Below are 18,151 nucleotides of genomic sequence, written 5' to 3' on the forward strand. Positions count from 1 at the left end.
ATTCACACAATGCGTATTGTAGATATTGCTGTAAAGCGCCCTGTTGCCGTTAGTATGTTCACTTTTGCGGTATTGCTCTTTGGTATGGTGTCGTTAGGCAGACTGTCGGTTAACCTACTGCCTGACTTATCTTACCCGACTCTCACCATTCGCACTGACTACAACGGTGCAGCGCCAGGCGAAGTCGAACAATTGGTTTCAAAACCTATTGAAGAAGCCATCGGCGTAGTAAAAGGTGTACGTAAAGTCACGTCCACATCGCGAGCTGGCCAGTCTGACGTGGTGCTTTCTTTTTCGTGGGGTACTGACATGGATTTCGCGAGCTTAGAAGTACGCGAAAAGCTTGATGTGTTGCAGCTTCCCCTGGATATTGAAAAGCCAAGACTCCTTCGGTTTAACCCAAGTTTAGACCCTGTTATTAAACTGGGCCTCACCACTCAAAGCGACACATCAACGCTAAGCGTGGCGCAAATGAAGCGCTTACGTTTATATGGCGAACAGCAGGTCAAACGTGCGCTCGAATCGGTAGAAGGCGTAGCTGCCGTACGTGTTGGCGGTGGTTTAGAAAACGAAATTCATATACTTATTGACCAGCAAAAAGCCAGTCAACTGTCGATTCCTATTACTAAAATTATCGACCGGGTGAAAGCTGAAAATATTAACGCGGCAGGCGGTCGAATCGATAATGCAGCTCAGGCGTTTTTGGTCAGAACTTTGAATCAATTTGAAACGCTCAGTGATATTGAAAACCTCTTCATTGGTCGCTTCGAAGGCAGAAACATTCAACTTAAAGATGTGGCTACGGTAGAAAATGCGTACAAAGACCGTGATGTGGTAACACGCTTTAATGGTAGTGAAGGCATTGAGATTGCCATCTATAAAGAAGGCGACGCTAACGCAGTTGACGTTGCGCAAAAAGTGGCTAACCGTTTAAATGAAGTTAACAACAACCTGCCTTCTAACTACACGCTTAGCGAAATTTATGACCAAAGCGTCTTCATCAAGCAAGCCATAGATAATGTAAAATCAGCGGCAGTAATGGGCGGTATTTTAGCCATGCTAGTGCTGTACCTTTTCCTAAAAGACTTTTGGGCTACTGTCATTATCTCAATCTCTATTCCGGTGTCTGTTATTGCGACCTTTAACCTAATGTATGCCAACGACATAAGCTTAAACATGATGAGCTTAGGTGGTATCGCACTTGCTGTTGGGTTATTGGTAGATAACAGCATTGTTGTGCTTGAAAATATCGATCGCCATAAGAAATTAAAAATAGCTGGGAGTGGTAACGCTACAGTTAATGAAAAAACAACATTAGAAGCCACAGAAGCTGAAGCATCTGCCGCTAGCGAAGGAACAAAAGAAGTCTCTGGCGCAATTGTGGCTTCGACACTGACCACTATGGCCGTGTTTGTGCCGCTAATATTTGTAGAAGGTATTGCAGGTCAGCTGTTTAAAGACCAAGCGTTAACCGTGTCGTTCGCTTTAGCTGCATCGCTTGTTGTTGCGCTCACACTTATCCCTGCGATGGCACATAAGAAGAAAAAGCAACAGCTGGATCACGAAGAAGTGTTCACTACACCAGCGCCTCCCCCTCCTACGTCAACGTTTGGCAAAGTTATGTATTACGTTACCCTGCCAATTCGGTGGGTATTCAGACTTATCTTTGTTTTTTTACCTGCAGCCTTTGTAACTTTGGTGATTGGCGCATGGCATATCGTTAGCAAGTTATTAAGCGTTGCGTTTAAACCACTTATCTGGGTATTTAACAAAGGGTTTGACCTTCTTGCTTATGCTTATGAAAAGCTGCTGCGCGTAAGCCTTAAAGCCAAAGCGCTGGTGTTAGCTACTGCCTTTATTCTTGCTGCTGGCGCGATAATGCTGGTACCAAGACTAGGTATGGAACTTATCCCTACCCTGTCACAAGGAGAATTTTCGGTAGAAGTGACCCTCCCTGCGGGTTCGCCACTAGCGCGTACCGACGCTATTATCAGCGAGCTTGCTGCGGTTGCAGTAAATAACAATGATGGCGGCGAAACCAAGGTGCTTCGCACCTATGCCATGTCTGGTACTGGTAGCCTGATAAGCGCCGCGCCTAATCAGGGTGGCGATCATTGGGGCCGCTTAAACATTGTAATGCAGCCTACGGCGACCGCTGGCGATATGGACGATGTGAAGCGTGCGCTTCGTGATTACCTAGCCTTTAAACCTCAGGTTCAGGCAACGTTTTCAGAGCCAGAGCTATTTAGCTTTGCCTCGCCTATTCAAATTGAAATTGCGGGTTACGACCTAAATCAGTTACAACAATATGGCGACGCCATTGCGACCAAACTAGCCAGTTTTAATAATTTTGCAGACGTAACGACCAGCATTCGTGACGGAAACCCAGAGCTTAAAATAGCCTTCCATCACGCAAAACTTGCTCGCCTTGAGCTTGATGCATCAACCGTTTCTCAGCTTATTGCGGCCAAAGTAGGTGGCCGTGTCGCTACACAGTATAGTGTTGAAGACAGAAAGGTGGATGTACTGGTAAGAACCCAAGAAAACCAGCGAGACGACATCGCCAGCGTGCGTGCCATTGTTGTTAACCCAGGCTCTGCGCAACCTATTCCATTAAGCGCCGTGGCAGACGTGTACATGAGTGTAGGCCCTAGCGAAATCACCCGCGTTGGACAGCAGCGTGTAGCATTGGTATCGGCAAATTTAGCCAAAGGTAAGCTTGATGAAGCCGTTGCCGTTGCTAATAAAGTCATTGATGAAACCCAACTTCCTCTATCTTTAAGTGCAACAGTAACTGGACAAAGTGAAGACATGCAAAGCAGCTTCCGTTCGCTACAGTTTGCCCTAGCACTTGCGGTGTTTATGGTGTATCTGGTTATGGCGTCTCAGTTTGAATCGCTGCTGCACCCTCTGCTTATTTTGTTCGCAGTGCCGCTAGCCGGTGCGGGCTCAGTATACGGATTGTGGCTTACCAATACGCCGCTTAACGTAGTGGTATTTATTGGTTTAATCATGCTATGCGGTATTGTTGTGAATAACGCTATTGTATTAGTTGACCGTATAAATCAGTTACGCCGTCAAGGCGTAGATAAAGATACGGCTATTCTAGAGGCTGCAAAGACCCGCCTACGCCCAATTGTAATGACCACACTTACTACAGTGTTAGGGTTATTACCTATGGCGTTTGGGTTTGGCGAGGGAGCTGAAATTCGCACGCCTATGGCCATCACCGTTATTTACGGCCTTCTGTTTGCAAGCTTGCTAACCCTCATTTTACTGCCAGTGCTTTACAGCCTGTTCGACGTTAAGAAAAACGTTGCGCATAAAGCGACTGTTAAAGCCAGTGCGGGTTTTGGTGACGAAGAAGCAATGCCAAAAGGAGGTGTACTATGAGTACACCTTCTCACAACGCTAATAACAGTTCTGAAACCCATACTGAAAAGCGCCAAACACGTGAGCCGAGTCAACGCGAGACAGATATAGCTTCACCGCACCTTTCGAAAATTGCAGGTATAGGCGCTGGGCTTGCACGCTTTGCGCTGAATAAGCCGGTTACCATCGGTATGTTGTTTTTGTCTATGCTGCTGTTCGGTATTGTATCTGGCCGCTTACTTCCTTTAGAGAAGTTCCCCGGCATTGATATTCCAGAAATGGTAGTGCAGATTCCCTACCCTGATGCGACACCCGTTGAAATTGAGACCATGATCACTCGTCCGGTTGAAGAGGCCGTTGCTACCATGTCGGGGATAAAGCGCTTAAGGGCCCGCTCGTACGACAATATGGCTGAGGTCATTGTAGAGTTCGATTGGGATGAAAACCTTAAAGCCAAAAGTATTGAAGCGCGGGAGAAGATTGACGCTATTCGCCATGAACTCCCTGACGATATAGAGCGGATCATGGTGTATAAATTTAACACCAACGATATGCCTATATTCCAGCTGCGCGTATCGAGCGACCGCGACTTATCGAACGCCTATGACTTGCTAGAGCGCAACCTCAAGCGCCCGCTAGAGCGAGTACCGGGCGTATCTAAAGTTGAGCTATACGGCACCATGAAACGCCAAATTACTATTCGCTTAGATCCCAAGAAAATGGCGGCTTACCAAATAGACGGTACACGCTTAGAGCAGCAGCTTCAAAACGCAAACTTCTCGCTAACCGCGGGCTATATGTACAACAACGGTGAAAAAGTTCTGGTTAACCCAACTGGCGAATTCACCGATGTAAACGACTTCAAAAACATGTGGGTTACTCGAAGCGTGCGCTTATCTGATGTTGCCAGCGTGACCTACGAGCTTCCTCAGCGCAACGAAGGACGACACCTAGATCGCACTTTTGCGGTAGGCTTTAACGTATTTCGCGAATCGGGCAGCAACCTAGTTGAAGTTTCTGATGCGGTAATGAAAATTATCGAAAAAGCCAAAGAAGACCCTGAATTTACAGGCATTAGTCTGTTTGTAATGGACGACACCGCTAAAAGCGTAACATCATCGCTTAGCGACTTGCTAAATGCTGGCCTTTTAGGCGCCCTGTTATCTGTCATTGTACTGTACTTATTTTTGCGACAGCTTACCACCACCTTGATTGTGGTGTTGTCGGTGCCGTTTTCTATCTGTATCGCCTTAGGCGTAATGTATCTTTTGGGTTATACCCTTAATATTCTGTCCCTTATGGGCCTGATGTTGGCGGTAGGTATGCTGGTAGATAATGCCGTTGTAATCACCGAAAGCGTATTCCAAGAACGCCAACAAGAGAGCGATGCTAAACGTGCAACCCAAGTTGGGGTCAATAAAGTTAGCCTTGCCGTTATTGCTGGTACAGCTACCACGGCCATTGTATTTTTACCCAATATTATTGGAGTAAAAATAGACGTAACTATCTTCTTAGAGCACGTTGCTGTAGCTATCTGTATATCCCTTTTCGCGTCGCTTTTCATTGCTAAAACCCTTATTCCCTTACTGACGACCAAGGTAAAGATCCCAGTTGTAAAAACGCCTAAAACACCGTCTTACATAAAAGGCTATGGCCGTGCACTTAACTGGATGTTAAAACACCAGGGAATAACCTGTGTTATTGCTCTATTGCTGCTTGCGTCGACCATTGTGCCCATGCAGGTGGTTACTTCAGATGATGAGGGCAATAATAACCAAGAGCGTATTTGGCTTAACTATCACGTAACGCAGAATTTTACGCTTGATGAGGTGGAAAAAACTGTCGATAGAATGGAAGCTTACCTTTATGAAAACCAAGAACGCTTTCACATTAAACAGGTGTATACCTATTTTACTGCCGGACATGCTGTAAGCGGTATAACGCTTAATGACGAACTGCCCGTAAGTGTGGGTAAAATTAAAGAGGATATACGTAAAGACATGCCCTCTTTTGTGCGTGCCCGTCCCTCGTTTCAATGGGATAGCGGCAACGGTGGTGGCGTAAGAGTTACGCTATTGGGTGAATCGTCAGAAACCTTGCTAAATATTTCAGAGCAAATAGTTCCTATTCTTTCAACTATAGAAGGATTGGAAGATGTGAAAGCCGACACTGGCTCTACCCGAGATGAGGTACAAATCCGCATTGACCGAGAGAAGGCGAACCGCTTAGGTATTCAAGTCAACGACGTAGCTAAACTTATCTCTACAGCACTACGGGGCAGTAATTTACGGACATTCCGCTATGGTGACGCCGGAGAAGTAGCAGTTCAGCTTAAATTCGGTAGCGATATTCAAGCCTCGCTAAACGCCCTTAAAAACATCAATATCGGATTTACGCAAGGTCAATCGGTAACGCTGAATATGATTGCAGATTTCTCTGTGGTGCCACAGCTATCGCAAATTAATCGAAACTATCGTCAGACCGCGCTCGCTATTGGCGCAAACCTAGAAGGGGAAACCACCACAGAACAAGCCCGAGAACGTATCGAGAACGCATTAGCTAATATTGAATTGCCTACAGGGTATAAGTGGACACTAGATGGCAGCTTCTCTCGCCAGGATGAAGCCAATGCGGTCATGCAAATGAACATGTTACTAGCACTTTGTATGATATACGTTGTGATGGCTGCATTGTTTGAATCGCTGATACTTCCAACGTCTGTGATCACATCGTTACTGTTTTCTTTCACCGGTGTGTTTTGGGCATTCATGGTAACAGGTACCTCTATGTCTATTATGGGGATGATCGGCATGCTGATATTGATGGGCATTGTGGTTAACAATGGCATTGTATTGGTAGACAGAATCAATCAGTTAATTAACGAAGGCTTGTCGCTGTATGACGCAGTAATTGAAGGATGTTTAACGCGTATAAGGCCTATTCTGATGACAGTAGCCACAACGGTCTTGGGGCTTATTCCACTCGCTATGGGAAGTACTCGAATTGGTGGCGACGGCCCTCCCTACTCTCCGATGGCCATAGCAATCATTGGCGGGCTGGTATTCTCTACCCTAACCAGCTTGTTTTTAGTACCTCTTGCTTACGTGCTGCTGCTAAAACTTAGGTTTAAAACCCAACGTCTGTTCAAAACCAGTAAAGCGCGTGTAGCCACGTATATAAAAATCGTTAATTAAGACGCATATTTGCACGAGCAAAAAGACAAAAAGCGGGTCTAGTTTTCAACATTTACGTCACGTGATTGACGAAAAGTGTAAGCTAGCCCGCTTTTTCTGGATTTGTAGTAACCGCAAGCAAGGCCTTAGCTACGCGACGTTAAGTATTCGTGTACCGCATCTGCGTGACGCTCTTCAGAAAACTTAATAAGGCTACTTCCATTACATGTTAGGCCTTCTTCAGACGTTACCATGCGCAATACTTCACGTTGGCTAGCGCCAATACGACCCACGTTACGTGAGAGGCTAGAACGAAGAACTCTTACATCGTCGTTGATTATCGCTTTACAAAACCCTGCGAACTGGGTTTCACCAACGAAGCGAATGTCTTTTGACTCTGCTGCTGCATTTGCATTGATGCTAAAAGCGACAGTCGCTGTAGCTGCAAAAACTTTAAGTAAGTTAGATAATTTCATTTTAAAATCCTCAATGTGTGGTTAAGGGTGCTGTGCAAGTTTGTGGCAAACTCTCTAGTTAAGTTGAGCAAAGTTGAATGAATCAACAATTTGCTCAACGCCCTTTATTTATGCATCAAGAATAAAAATTTTTCTGTTGAATGATTGTGTAACCTGGGTAAATGCTTGGTAAATCAAGTTGTTACGTTGTTGTTACGGCACTAACCCCTTGAATTAATTGGAATAATATAAATTGCATATTACTAATGTATCTAGCGATAGCACTTGTAGGAAGAAAGAAGTATAAGACTTAAGTATAAAAAAGCCCCTTTCGGGGCTTTAAAAGTGTAATTTTAACAAAATTAAAGATATTAACGCTTACTTATTGTACAAATTAAAGCCAATTTACGTAATTTAATTACATGAATTGGAGTGAACTATTCGTATTTACGCTCTCGCTTAGTCTCAATTGCATCAATGTAAGCATGCCACGATGCATAGCCGATAATCGGCATGAGCACGATGAAACCCACGAAACCGGTCACGTAACCAATTGCTACTGTAGTGAAAATGATAGCCCCCCAAATGAGCATGGGTACCTTATTTAACCATACCGCATTCACACTGGTAAGCACTGCAGTTGCAAGATCTACCTTACGTTCCATTAAAATCGGTTGGGTAAACGCCGTAATAAATAGCATTGCCAGGGTAAAACCCGCTCCAACGATAGTGCCTAATGCTAAAAACGGTAACAAGCTTTCCAAGTCGTTCTCTATATAAGGCGGATAAAGTGCATGAATCAGCGATGCCACACGCAACCAAAATATCATCATTACCATAAGCAGTATGGCAAAGCCCCACTCGTTAAATGCGTTTCTTCGCATTGCGCGCAGCGAATGACGAAGTGAAGGCTTATGACCTTTCTCCATCTCCCAGCTTACATCGTAAAGGCCCGCCGCTAAAAATGGCCCTACCAACATAAAGCAAACAATGGCGGGTAGAATGACCAAGTGCCAACCAGTCATTTCAACTAAATACATAATGAACCACGGGATAACCGCGAAAAGTACGCCATAAAATAAGGTGAGTCCCGGTGCGCGCATGGCGTCTCGTAATGCCAATGACAACCACTTTATTGGGTCGCCGACGTCTAATTCTTTACAGGGAATAACGCGTGCTATACCACTTTGCGTGATCGCATTCTCTGGTGTTTCTTTGAAATGGTGGGACATATTCTTATCACCTCTGCTTGTTAGCCTGTTTGTTGCTAACGCGTTTTTTATACACGCCTTACTACTACGATAGGCGCAGAATGAAAAATTCACAAGTCATTAACATAAATTTTATACTTAAGTGACAAGCGGATCATTTATCTCGTTATATGTTTAATAATTAGCCACTTGATGAAAAAAGTCGTGCTTAAAGCAGAAATACTGCAAAAAGGCCATCGCATATAACTTTGTATTGCGATAATCTCAGGGTATGTAAATCAACCAGATAGACCATGAAAACTGTATCTCGCTCACATAAATTAGATAACGTTTGTTACGACATTAGAGGCCCAATCGCTGCGCAAGCACGCAAAATGGAAGACGAAGGACACCGTATATTAAAGCTGAATATCGGTAACCCCGCCCCATTTGGATTTGAAGCCCCTGACGATATCGTAAAAGACGTTATTCATAACCTGCCTACGTCTCAAGGATATTCAGACTCGACAGGAATTTATGCTGCCCGCGTGGCCGTGATGCAGTATTACCAACAGCGTAATATTAAAGACATTCGTGTTGACGATGTTTATATAGGTAATGGTGTATCTGAGCTAATCATGATGGCAATGCAGGCGCTACTTAATCATGGTGATGAAGTGCTCATTCCAAGCCCTGACTACCCGCTTTGGACGGCCGCAGTAAGTTTGTCATCAGGCTCACCGGTACATTACCGCTGCGATGAACAAGCTGGCTGGTTCCCCGATATTGACGACATAAAAAGTAAAATCACCAGCAAAACACGCGCAATTGTACTTATCAACCCCAATAACCCTACTGGTGCAGTTTACGACAAAGCCCTATTGCAAGAGGTAGTAGAAGTCGCCCGCGAGCACGGCTTAGTGGTGTTTAGCGACGAGATTTACGACAAAATTTTATACGATGAAGCCCAACATACAAGTATTGCGTCACTCGCCGATGACGTGTTTTTTGTTACTTTTGGTGGTTTAAGCAAAAACTATCGCGTGGCAGGCTTTCGCTCTGGTTGGTTAGTTGTCAGCGGGAATAAACGTCTTGCTACCGATTATATCGATGGACTCAATATATTGTCTTCTATGCGTATGTGCGCAAACGTACCTTGTCAAAGTGCTATTCAAACTGCGCTTGGTGGCTATCAGAGTATTAACGACCTAGTCAATGAGAATGGCCGACTACGCATTCAGCGCGACGTCACCACAGATATGCTAAACGGCATTGACGGTATTTCTTGCGTTAAGCCTAAAGGTGCCATGTATTGTTTTGCCAAGGTGGATGAGAAGAAATTCAATATTCAAAACGATGAGCAGATGGTGCTGGACTTATTGAGCTCTGAAAAGATTTTATTGGTACATGGCCGCGCCTTTAACTTAACCGAAGGCACGTATTTTAGGTTAGTGTTTTTACCTCACAGCGATGTATTGGTACCTGCGCTCCATCGTATAGGCAACTTCTTTAGAACTTATAAACAAGGGGCCTAACGTGAGTGATAAGAGCCACTTTTTTGCCCATCTAGCCCGTTTAAAGCTTATTAATCGTTGGCCGCTAATGCACAATGTGCGTACAGAAAATGTGCAAGAGCACAGTTTGCAGGTGGCTATGGTCGCCCACGCGCTAGCCTTGATTAAAAATAAATTTTTTGGCGGTACACTAAATCCAGATCGCATTGCAACCATGGCGATTTTTCACGACGTGTCGGAGGTACTTACCGGCGACCTCCCTACCCCAGTAAAATACTTTAACCCTGCGATTAAAGAAGAATATAAAAAAATAGAAAAAATTGCAGAGAACAAGCTAATTGAAATGGCACCAGAGGCATTTCGAGAAGACTATGCGGCACTGATTGATCATCACTACCATAGTGAAGAAGAAGCCTTTATTGTGAAAGCAGCAGACGTACTTTGCGCTTACCTTAAAACCCTTGAAGAATTAGCTGCTGGTAACCAAGAGTTTAAGCTGGCTAAGAAACGATTAGATAAAACCCTTAAAGAGTATCATTCTGAAGAGGTGGACTACTTCTTAACGCGTTACGTACCAAGCTTTTCTTTAAGTCTTGATGAAATTACGCAAGACGATATGTAAGCAAGGCGATTAACAGCGCTTAAATCACTATACTGACGAATAGAAGTAGCATACATAGCAAGGCAGCGAGGTTTTTTTGGCAACAAGCGAATGGGAATTAGCATTACACGAGCGTCGTTTACCCCGAAGCGAAACACGAGACGGCGATCACCGTAATCCGTATCAACGTGATAAGGCACGCGTTCTTCACAGCGCTGCCTTTCGCAGGTTGCAGGCAAAGACCCAAGTGCTCGGTGTGGGGCTAAGCGATTTCTATCGCACGCGACTTACACACTCTTTAGAAGCCGCCCAAATTGGCACGGGGATAACGGCGCAGCTTTGGGTGAAATTTCCAGATATTGCCAATACGTTGGCTCTTGACCCAACGTTAATCGAAACCCTGTGTTTGGCTCACGATATTGGTCATCCACCTTTCGGCCATGGCGGTGAAATCGCGCTCAATTATATGATGCACCAATACGGCGGGTTTGAAGGAAATGGCCAAACATTTAGGATCATAACTCAGCTAGAGCCATACACGGCCGAACACGGCATGAATTTATGCAGAAGAAGCGTGTTAGGCTTGGTTAAATACCCAAACTTTATTGATGCCCTTCATAGTAAAGGGCCTACGCCCGAGCGCCCTGCTTCACTTCGTCAGGTTAAGGCCCACGACTGGCACCCGCCGAAGGGACTGTTTCGCTGTGACGAGCCTCTGTTCGACTGGCTACTTGCGCCATTTAGCAATGAAGATAAAGATGCGTTTATGCAGTTTACTGCAAAACCGAATGCCCACAGCAAAACGCAGTTTAAATCGTTCGACTGCTCAATTATGGAGCTTTCTGACGATATCGCCTATGGCATTCACGACTTGGAAGATGCCATAGTTATGGATATGGTCGACAAGCATCATTTTATCGACGATGTAACTGCTCCACTAAAAGCCCTTGATGTACCTTGGTTATCTGACAATATAGAAACATTAACCAACAAACTATTTAGCGCAGTACATCACGAAAGGAAAAATGCCATAGGTGCGCTGGTAAATAGTTTTATCACAGCTATTGAAATAAAAGGCGTGGAGGGATTTGCTCATCCGTTACTTGCGTTTAACGCCGTGATGCCTGAACAATTTGCACAAGCCCTAGAGCTTTTTAAACGCTTTGTGTTTAACAAAGTAATCCGCCGCCCCGATGTGCAGCTATTAGAATACAAGGGACAGCTGGTAGTTATGGAACTTTTTGAAGCTTTTGCATCGGATCCCGACCGCCTTCTACCTGAAAACACCCAAGAGCGCTGGCGTAAGGCCTGTGAGAACGACAATGGTATGCGCGTTCTCGCCGACTATATATCTGGCATGACCGACGAATTCGCCTCTCGCTTATACAGCAATATCTTTTCACCAAAACAAGGCGGCATTCAAGATAGTCTGCATATGTAAGATTGTTTAATTTGCCCAAAATTAATTGAAATGAAAAGACCGTACTCTCGGTCTTTTTTATTATGTTGAACTTACTCGTTACATTAACGTAGCTAAATGTATCGGTTGAAGTAACGGCCAGTTCTCGTAGTCTTACCATAACTTAGGTGACGTAATGCCAAAACCATTTAAACCCTCAGTAAAATTAACTGACAACGACGTAACTAATGAAAGCGTTTATATGAATCGTCGATCATTGCTCAAATCAATGGGCTTTGTGGGTGCGTCTACATTACTTGCAAAATCGGCAAGTGCTGCCGGTTGGTTTTGGGAAGATGAGGAAGAGAAGGCAGCGTTTAAGGGAAAAGCGCTGGAGTTTAGTCAGCCCCCTAAGTATCAAATAGCGGAAACCCGAACGCCTGAAGATAAAGTCACCAGCTACAACAATTTTTACGAGTTTGGCACCTCGAAAGATGCGCCAGCCAAAAATGCGACTGAATTTCAAACTAATCCATGGACGTTAAAAATTGACGGTATGGTAAAAAACCCCATTGAGCTTGATCACGATGCCTTAACCAAACGCTTTCCCTTAGAAGAGCGCATTTACCGTTTGCGCTGCGTTGAAGCATGGTCGATGGTGGTGCCTTGGATTGGGTTTGAGTTAGGGGCGTTGTTAAAACAAGCGGATCCGTTGATGTCAGCCAAATATGTAGCATTCGAAACCCTATACGACCCTGAGCAAATGCCTGGCCAACGAAGTCGCTTTACCGGTGGCGGTATTGATTACCCATATGTAGAAGGCTTGCGACTTGATGAAGCCATGCATCCGTTAACGCTTATGTCGGTTGGCCTTTACGGGAAAACCTTGCCACCTCAAAACGGCGCGCCTATCAGGCTTGTCGTACCGTGGAAATACGGCTTTAAGAGTATTAAGTCTATTGTACGAATTCGTCTTACCGATAAGAAGCCCCCTACCACATGGAATCGATTGGCCGCCAACGAGTATGGCTTTTACGCCAACGTGAATCCAAACGTGTCGCACCCAAGGTGGAGCCAGGCCAGCGAGCGTAGAATAACCACAGGTGGGCTACTCGCCAGAAATCGCATCGACACCCAAATGTTCAACGGTTACAGCGAAGTCGCGCCGCTATACAAAGATATGGATTTATCCCGTTACTACTAGCTGCTACTTTTTATAGGGCTACGAGCAAATAGCTAGCCCTTCTAACCAATATCTTATAACCGAAGCTATTAAACATTATTATTAAGTTGTTCATTTAATGCCGTTAAGAAAAAAACCATTTCGATTATCTATTTGGCAGCGTCGCAGTTTGAAGGGCCTTATTCACCTTTTCGCATTAGGCTACGTCGCTTGGTTGTTCTTTGCCGGGATCAACGACCAGCTTGGACCAGACCCCGTAAACACGCTCATTAATGAGACTGGAACTTGGGCAATTCACTTTCTTTTACTAACGCTTACTCTTAGCCCACTTGCTAAATGGCTACCAAGCCCGGAACCGATGCAATTCAGACGTATGATTGGCGTATACACCTTTGTGTACGCCTTTGCACACCTACTCACTTACATTGTGTTTGAACTCCAGCTTGATATGGCACTGGTGGCTAGCGAGATAGTAAGCAGGCCCTACATACTCGTTGGCATGGCTGCACTACTTCTTCTTTTTGCTCTTACTGCAACGTCGTTTAAGCGCATCCAGCGCAAGATGGGAAGAAAATGGCAAAAGCTTCATAACAGCATTTACTTGATACTGCCCCTTGCACTGCTGCATTTCAGCTGGTCACAGAAAACGTTTTGGCAAGAGCCGGTTTGGTATTGGATGATTGGACTGATATTAATGAGCCCAAGAATGAAGCAGTGGTATGTGACGCACCAAAAGACAAGCCAAAAAAAGTCGAGAGACAAAAACACAGTGGCGTGAGAAAACTAAGCCGAAAACCTTTTAAACAAGTACGTAAAGCAGCGCAGCATAACGCGCTGTTCTGCTAAGAGTTACCGCAAGAATAAAAAACCAAAGCGGACTTCTAAACACACCTGCCACTAGCGTAATAGGGTCGCCAATAATAGGTACCCAACATAAAAACAAGCTCCACTTACCCCACTTCGTAAATGTACTACTTGCGCGGGTGAACGCAGCTTCACTTACTCTTAATTTTTGCGTTGCTATTTCTCTTCCGAATTTGAAGCCCAATACATAATTAACCACAGAGCCCAGTACATTTCCTACTGAAGCAACAACAAGCAACGATATCCAGCTTAAGCCGCTACTGTATAAAGCACTAAGCACAATTTCAGAACTAAAGGGCAAAATAGTAGCAGCCAACAATGCGGATAAGAACATGCCCAAGTAGCCCAAGTGTATTAACGCGCTCAATAACCCTCCAGTTTTATACAGTAGTGTTCTACATAAGATTCGCGCGCATCTTACCTCAATCCGCAACTGAATACTTGCTTCAGAACACAACAGCATAAAAAACCATTATCTTTTAGATAGTTACTGAAAAACCCTCAAGCTGCGCAAAAAAAGCACAATTAAATGCTTGCCAACGACCTCTTTTTTAAATACTGTATATGCATACATGCTGTACATCTAGTCAGTATTTATAAATAATCGTTTTCCAGAAGTTTCTATTTGAACTTCAGAGCAAATACATAAAGGGTTTTACTATGAACACATCTTCAGTTTCACGATTCAATGCTTTGCGCGCTTCGGTTTCAAATGTTGTTCAACTACCTTTGCCTATAGAAGGGTTTCCTAGCGAAAAACAAGGTAATGGAAAAGGAAGTAACGACAAAGGTTGGAACTATCTGCTTTCAAATACAGTGTCATTTTCGAAAACCGTAGATCACGCTATCCGTATTCAAAAGCCTGAAAAAGAAAAAATGCCAGAATGGATCAGTAAGCTTATTACGGGTGGCCAGTGTAAAACGCTTTATGTAGAAAACATTGATTTGGATTTGCAGCCAACGGATAGTGAGATGATCAGAAAGCTATGTGAACTTTACTCGGTCAGTCTGGTGAATGTGCGCGTTAACAGCATTAATGACGAGCAAAACGTTGCATTAGGCCCTTGGTAAAGTGTCGCCTCTTTATGCCTAAATTCCGCTTTTGCCGAAATCTTGCTTTTGTCGAAATATAGACACATAAGTAAAGTATATACATTTATTGTCCTACTCGCTTTTGCATGAGCTCTTTGACATAGCTTTTTAGGCATAGCTTTTTGGGCATAGCTTTTTTGGTATAGACCGCCATGGAAACATCGAGCATCAACAACATTTACGTTTAAAAAAGTTGGGGCTCACGCCACTTATATTTATACTGTAGCGCTTTGTAATACTCTTAAATTGCGAGTTGTCTTATGCGCTGTTACTGTTGCTCTTCAAAGCCCTTCAACGAATGCTGCGAACCTTTTATTAAGGGCGTTAAATACCCTAATACTGCTGAACAACTTATGCGCTCACGATTTTCAGCCTACGCTACAGCGCATTATCAATACATTCTGGAAACCTACACCAAAGAAAAGCAGCAAGATCTTTCCGTAGAAGATTTGGCTCAAAGTGCGCAAGGTGCGACGTGGTTTGCGCTAAAAGTACACCCCACTCTAGCGGCTAACTCCAAGTCCAATACTGCCATCGTTGAATTCACTGCTTACTACTTTGAAAATAAAAGCATGTATCAGCTTCACGAAACGTCAAATTTCAATATTGAAGACGGTAAGTGGCGTTATCACGACGGTGTTTTACACGATGACTGCGGAAAAATTAAGTACGGAAGAAATCTCCCATGCGTTTGTGGTAGCAGCAAGAAATTCAAACAATGCTGCAGCCTTAAAACCCATTAATGTTTTAGTACATTGAAAAAGTTACTCTAGTAAGATAATTGCTCTACACTAAAACGAGATGATGAGCACGTTGAGGAAAATAGCTATAACATGATCAACACATTGTCGCTTCCGCTTTTTGTGACATCTAGCATCTGCTTGCTGATGAGCTTTTTCTTCGCTTTGCTTTATTATCGCTTAACTTTCCACCACCAAGAGCCCGTTAAGTACTATTTTCTATTTGCTCTTTCGGCTTTCATAAGCTCAATTTTCTTCGGGGCTTTTGGTGTACTGATCAATGCAGGTGAGAATCTTTTTGCTCTTAGTTTTTCAAATAGGCTTACTATTATTGGTGCTATGTTCACCCTAGTCACCAGCCTGCATTTTTATCTTGCTTTTTATAAGTACAAAGCCCCTTATTTATTGAAATGGTGTTATGTCGTTTGCGGAATATTTTCTCTTTTAACTGCTATACCTAGTCCCTACTTTTTAGACAACGCCTTTTATGCTACGTCTAAATACTATACTGGGCTAAAGTACGGGCTACTTTTCGAAATCTGGGGTCTTTGGATCTTAGTATTGGGGTCATACTGCATATATATACTCGTTCGAGTCTTCGTCCGGCAGCGCTCAAGACTTGAGGACAGTGGTCCTATACTACTGTTACTTCTAGCTAACACTCTATGGCTTATCACCGGTATTGGCGATACCTTAACCGGTATCGAAATTATCGACCTTCCACCGCTCACATGGCTTGGCTCCTTTGTAGTTACCAGCTCCATTGCATGGGTTCTAGTGCTTCACATTGATGGGCTTTATAAAGAAAGACGCACGCTCAACAATCAATTGATGCACGATCATTTAACTCAGGCACTTTCTCGTAGCTTTATGGAAGTAAAGCTCAATGAGGCTATTTTTCAGATTAAAAATAGCGCTAAAAATCGATTAGCCGTATGCATATTTGATGTTGATAATTTTAAGAATATCAATGATAGCTACGGTCATTCCAGTGGTGATGTATTGTTGAAGAACATCACTCAGATTGTGAAAAAACATCTGAGTCCGAGTGACTGTATCGCCCGTTTGGGCGGCGATGAATTTGTAATCTTGTTTACCAGTGAGCACGCTTCTCTTAATGCTGATAATATTGTAGAGAGAATTCGCCAAGAAATTTCGTCTACAAAATTTGTTTCAAAAGAGCAAACATTTAGTACAACTTGCTCATTTGGGATAGTAAACATCTTATCTGGCATCGAAGTAACTGAAGACCCAGCACATGATATATTATCCATCGCTGACGAAGCGCTATACGCCGCGAAATTTAACGGCAAAAATACTATGAAAACATCGACTATAACTAGTTTTACTCGTGTTTAAAATGTGAAGGCTTAATCGGCTTTCAATTTTATAATTCAACCACCAAGTAAAGCTAATAACCTTGACTTTAGTGGGTCCATACCTGATTCCACTTAGCTAAATATGTGATCTTTTACCTCTATTTTTAGGAAGGAACCTATGACTGTAACTAAATGGAGATTGAACATTATGGACTTACAAGGTAAGACAGCGCTTATTACAGGTGCAAACCGTGGGATTGGAGAAGCCACTGTACAAGCCCTTTTCGATAAAGGCGTAAGCAAGGTCTATCTGGCAGTACGCGATACTGAATCAACTACCCATCTTCATGACAAATACGCAGATAAAGTGGAAACCCTGCAAGTCGACGTTACTGACAAAGCGTCAGTAAAAAGCCTCGCTGACAAAGCAACTGATACTCACATTGTTATCAATAACGCGGGGATTATGAAGCATGAATCACCGTTAAGCGAGAATGCTGAAGACGCACTTCGTAGTGAGTTTGAAGTAAATGTGTTTGGCTTACTTCACGTTGCACAAGCATTTGAATCGACATTGGTTGCAAACAAAGGTGCCATTGTTCAACTTAATTCAATTGCATCAGTGAAAACGTTTGGCGACATATCAACGTACTGCGCATCTAAAGCAGCAACCTATTCGTTGACCCAAGGGTTACGTGAGAAGCTATCTGAAAAAGGGGTAGCAGTCATTAGTATCCACCCAGGTCCTATTGGCACTGACATGGGTAAAAATGCGGGCTTTGATGATGCTCCGGGACCTGAAGTCGTAGCGAACGCGATAGCAGAAGCGCTAGAAAGTGAAGATTTTCATACTTTCCCTGATGACACAGCCAAACAAATTGGCGATGCATACACAAATTTCGCGGAAAATATTATTTTAGGCGACATGTCTCTCTAATATCTAAAAATACGCCCCTTTCACGGGGCGTCGTTTTTGTGTGCTGCTATACCTTCCACATCTTAGGTCGTTTATATTCTTACTCCACCAAAGCTGTCTTAGAACTTTAGGTAAAAAACAACTCAGTACATAAATTGCATCTGCCAGGAAGAAGCGCCCGCATGTGGCTTGAGGAATAACGCAGCGTCGCAACGTTCCTGAGTGAAACTGTTTACTTTTACATCAATTACACTAATATAAATTTCAAAGCGGTTTTGTATTACGTGAAGTGCAAAGCCGCTTTTTTATTTCTAATTGTCACAACATTGCTGC

At 43.7% G+C, this 18,151-nt stretch carries 14 protein-coding genes; 11 read left to right on the plus strand and 3 right to left on the minus strand.

The window, feature by feature from the left end; genetic code table 11:
* Positions 1–9 precede the first annotated feature (9 nt).
* Both ACXAGK_RS15400 and ACXAGK_RS15405 read left to right on the plus strand, forming a co-directional pair.
* Positions 10–3,393, plus strand: a complete 3,384-nt coding sequence (locus tag ACXAGK_RS15400; protein ID WP_474856900.1) for an efflux RND transporter permease subunit — start codon at positions 10–12, stop codon at positions 3,391–3,393.
* Positions 3,390–6,566: an efflux RND transporter permease subunit gene (locus tag ACXAGK_RS15405; RefSeq protein ID WP_474856901.1), complete on the plus strand. Its 3,177-nt coding sequence runs from the start codon at positions 3,390–3,392 to the stop codon at positions 6,564–6,566. The genes ACXAGK_RS15400 and ACXAGK_RS15405 overlap by 4 nt, the downstream gene beginning before the upstream one ends.
* 125 nt (positions 6,567–6,691) lie before the next feature.
* Here the strand turns inward: ACXAGK_RS15405 and ACXAGK_RS15410 are convergent, their stop codons facing one another.
* Entirely contained in the window at positions 6,692–7,021 is a 330-nt protein-coding gene (locus ACXAGK_RS15410) for a DUF3718 domain-containing protein (RefSeq protein ID WP_014979515.1), read from the minus strand.
* Positions 7,022–7,437: 416 nt separating this feature from the next.
* A complete protein-coding gene (locus tag ACXAGK_RS15415) occupies positions 7,438–8,232 on the minus strand; it encodes a DUF2189 domain-containing protein (protein ID WP_179983653.1) in 795 nt (264 codons plus the stop codon).
* Positions 8,233–8,504: 272 nt separating this feature from the next.
* On the opposite strand from ACXAGK_RS15415, the gene ACXAGK_RS15420 reads away from it, so the two are divergent.
* The 5 genes from ACXAGK_RS15420 (at position 8,505) to ACXAGK_RS15440 (ending at position 13,665) form a co-directional block, all read left to right on the plus strand.
* On the plus strand, positions 8,505–9,725 hold the full coding sequence (locus ACXAGK_RS15420; protein ID WP_474806368.1) for a pyridoxal phosphate-dependent aminotransferase: 1,221 nt from the start codon (positions 8,505–8,507) through the stop codon (positions 9,723–9,725).
* 1 nt (position 9,726) lies between these two features.
* Complete coding sequence (gene yfbR, locus ACXAGK_RS15425; protein WP_012519109.1) at positions 9,727–10,326, plus strand: 5'-deoxynucleotidase; 600 nt, start codon at positions 9,727–9,729, stop codon at positions 10,324–10,326.
* Positions 10,327–10,402: 76 nt separating this feature from the next.
* Positions 10,403–11,746, plus strand: coding sequence for an anti-phage deoxyguanosine triphosphatase (locus ACXAGK_RS15430; RefSeq protein WP_474856902.1), 1,344 nt, complete (start codon positions 10,403–10,405; stop codon positions 11,744–11,746).
* A 154-nt stretch (positions 11,747–11,900) separates the two neighbouring features.
* On the plus strand, positions 11,901–12,908 hold the full coding sequence (gene msrP, locus ACXAGK_RS15435) for a protein-methionine-sulfoxide reductase catalytic subunit MsrP (RefSeq protein ID WP_474856903.1): 1,008 nt from the start codon (positions 11,901–11,903) through the stop codon (positions 12,906–12,908).
* A gap of 97 nt (positions 12,909–13,005) precedes the next feature.
* Complete coding sequence (locus tag ACXAGK_RS15440) at positions 13,006–13,665, plus strand: protein-methionine-sulfoxide reductase heme-binding subunit MsrQ (protein WP_474856904.1); 660 nt, start codon at positions 13,006–13,008, stop codon at positions 13,663–13,665.
* Between the two features lie 21 nt (positions 13,666–13,686).
* On the opposite strand, the gene ACXAGK_RS15445 is transcribed toward ACXAGK_RS15440, so the two are convergent.
* The gene (locus tag ACXAGK_RS15445) at positions 13,687–14,085 is read right to left on the minus strand and encodes a YqaA family protein (RefSeq protein WP_474857172.1); all 399 of its coding nucleotides are present in this window, start codon (positions 14,083–14,085) and stop codon (positions 13,687–13,689) included.
* A gap of 326 nt (positions 14,086–14,411) precedes the next feature.
* Here ACXAGK_RS15445 and ACXAGK_RS15450 point away from each other — a divergent pair, with 326 nt between their 5' ends.
* The 4 genes from ACXAGK_RS15450 to ACXAGK_RS15465 all read left to right on the plus strand — a co-directional run bounded on the left by ACXAGK_RS15450 (position 14,412) and on the right by ACXAGK_RS15465 (position 17,839).
* Positions 14,412–14,822, plus strand: coding sequence for a hypothetical protein (locus ACXAGK_RS15450; RefSeq protein ID WP_014949757.1), 411 nt, complete (start codon positions 14,412–14,414; stop codon positions 14,820–14,822).
* 281 nt (positions 14,823–15,103) lie between these two features.
* Positions 15,104–15,586 carry a YchJ family protein gene (locus ACXAGK_RS15455; protein WP_474856905.1) on the plus strand — a complete coding sequence of 161 codons (483 nt, stop codon included), beginning with the start codon at positions 15,104–15,106 and terminating at the stop codon, positions 15,584–15,586.
* Positions 15,587–15,676: 90 nt separating this feature from the next.
* Positions 15,677–16,942, plus strand: coding sequence for a GGDEF domain-containing protein (locus ACXAGK_RS15460; RefSeq protein ID WP_474856906.1), 1,266 nt, complete (start codon positions 15,677–15,679; stop codon positions 16,940–16,942).
* A gap of 138 nt (positions 16,943–17,080) precedes the next feature.
* Positions 17,081–17,839, plus strand: a complete 759-nt coding sequence (locus ACXAGK_RS15465; protein ID WP_474856907.1) for an SDR family oxidoreductase — start codon at positions 17,081–17,083, stop codon at positions 17,837–17,839.
* Positions 17,840–18,151: the final 312 nt, after the last annotated feature.

The sequence above is a fragment of the Alteromonas sp. ABM1_013 genome (assembly GCF_056160505.1).